The organism is Coleofasciculus sp. FACHB-712 (assembly GCF_014695635.1).
Classification (GTDB): Bacteria; Cyanobacteriota; Cyanobacteriia; order Cyanobacteriales; family FACHB-T130; genus FACHB-T130.
In genome coordinates this window covers 1-1,784 of sequence record NZ_JACJOQ010000264.1, presented here as the reverse complement: position 1 = coordinate 1,784, position 1,784 = coordinate 1, and the positions used below count along the sequence as shown (strand labels likewise).

2 protein-coding genes are annotated in these 1,784 nt (G+C 45.2%); both read right to left on the bottom strand.

Annotated elements, in window-relative coordinates:
- The coding region (locus H6F50_RS07425; protein WP_347277142.1) for a VTT domain-containing protein at nt 1–329 on the bottom strand (329 nt) is incomplete at its 3' end.
- A 172-nt stretch (nt 330–501) separates the two neighbouring features.
- Entirely contained in the window at nt 502–1,533 is a 1,032-nt protein-coding gene (locus H6F50_RS07420) for a glycosyltransferase family 2 protein (protein WP_190428012.1), read from the bottom strand.
- Nucleotides 1,534–1,784 lie beyond the last annotated feature (251 nt).

Genomic DNA, 1,784 nt, shown 5'->3' with positions numbered 1-1,784 from the left:
AACTTTTGAACGACAAATTCACGCCCCACCGTGCGCGTAAAGGCAAAAGCCACTACAGCCGCAATCACGGCGGCAATACTCGTCCAAAGCGTCCCCAACCAAGGACCAAAAATTGCGCCACTGGTGAGATTTAGTGCTGTAGAAGGCAAGATTAACAGTGTCGCCAAGGTATAGAAAACGATATAAATAATTGGTGCCCAGATACCAGCTTGATTTAGCCATGTTTGGAGTTGAGCTGGATCGATGCCTCCCAAAAAATATACTGCGAGTCCCGTCGCTACAATGCAGACGGCAGTCAATAGGAAAATGCCACTTTTAGCGTTCAACAAAAACTCCTTTGTTTTTAGCCATTAATCATTTGTCATTAGTAATAGGGCTTACGCAGAGATCCCCCTAAATCCCTCGATAAATTGGGGAACTTTTCTGGTTCTCCCTTTTTTAGAGAGGTTAGGGGGAGCTAGGTTTCAAGCTTTCAGCGCGTAAGTCCGGAGTTATTCGCGATTAATCCTTGCTTATTCGTTCTTCAGATATTACTAAAGCCTCTTGAGTGCTTATTTCTGATTTGTGACGCTTTTCGGTTGACTCTTGACTTTTGAAACCATAAGCTTCACGCACTAAATAAAGCGGACGTCCTTTGACTTCTTCGTAAACACGACCAAGATACTCGCCAATGATTCCCAGTGTTATTAACTGGATGCCTCCCAGAAATAACACCGCCACCATGATGGAAGCATAACCCGGAAGATCGATCCCAAAAATTAGAGTGCGAAAGAATAAGAAGCTAGCGTAAATAAATGACAAAAAAGATATCGTGACGCCCACGTAACTCCATACTTTTAAAGGGAGAAAACTAAAGGAAGTAATCCCATCTAGGGCAAAGTTCCACAGACGCCAATAGTTCCAAGTCGTGGTTCCCTTATAACGTGGGGGACGATCGAATAAAACAGAGGTTTGCTTGAAACCCACCCAAGCAAAGAGTCCTTTCATAAATCGGGTTCGTTCTGGCAGTAGCTTGATGGCTTCTACCACACGCCGATCGAGCAACCGAAAGTCCCCGGTATTGCGGGGGATGGGGACGCGACTCATCTTGCCAATGATCTGATAGAAAGCTTTGGCTGTAGAGTTTTTCAGCCAACCTTCATCACGCGATCGCCTAGTTGCATAAACGACATCATAGCCTTCGCGCCATTTGTCTACCAGTTCCTTAATTAACTCTGGCGGATCTTGCAAGTCGGCATCAATTGGGATTACCGCAGCACCCGCAGCATAGTCAAGTCCGGCACTGAGGGCGACTTCTTTGCCAAAGTTGCGGGACAAGTTGACGACTTTAATCGCTGGGTTACGATAATGATGCTCAATTAGACACTTCAGGGTATTGTCCTTACTGCCATCATTCACGCAAACAATCTCGTAGGTTGTATTTACGGTTTCTAGTACCGATAGCAGCCGCTCAAACAAGTAGTCAATATTGTCCTCCTCGTTGTAAAGCGGTACTACCACAGAGAGTTCTACTGGGTCAATATCTAAGGACATAAAAAAACAAAGACAAGCTAATATATGTCAAGTTTCACCTAACTTGACTGCACTTTAACCTAAATTCTAATTTCGTCAATATTATGAGCCGAAGCTTCACAGTTCCTAAATCATCGCGGCGCTGGTTGTCGCTGGAGATGTTGCTCCTAGGCGCGATCGCGATCGCTGTTTTGTTAAGAATTATCTATCTAGGCAGCCGAGAATTTTGGTACGACGAAGTTCTATCCCTGATCCTCGCCAGCGGTCACGGC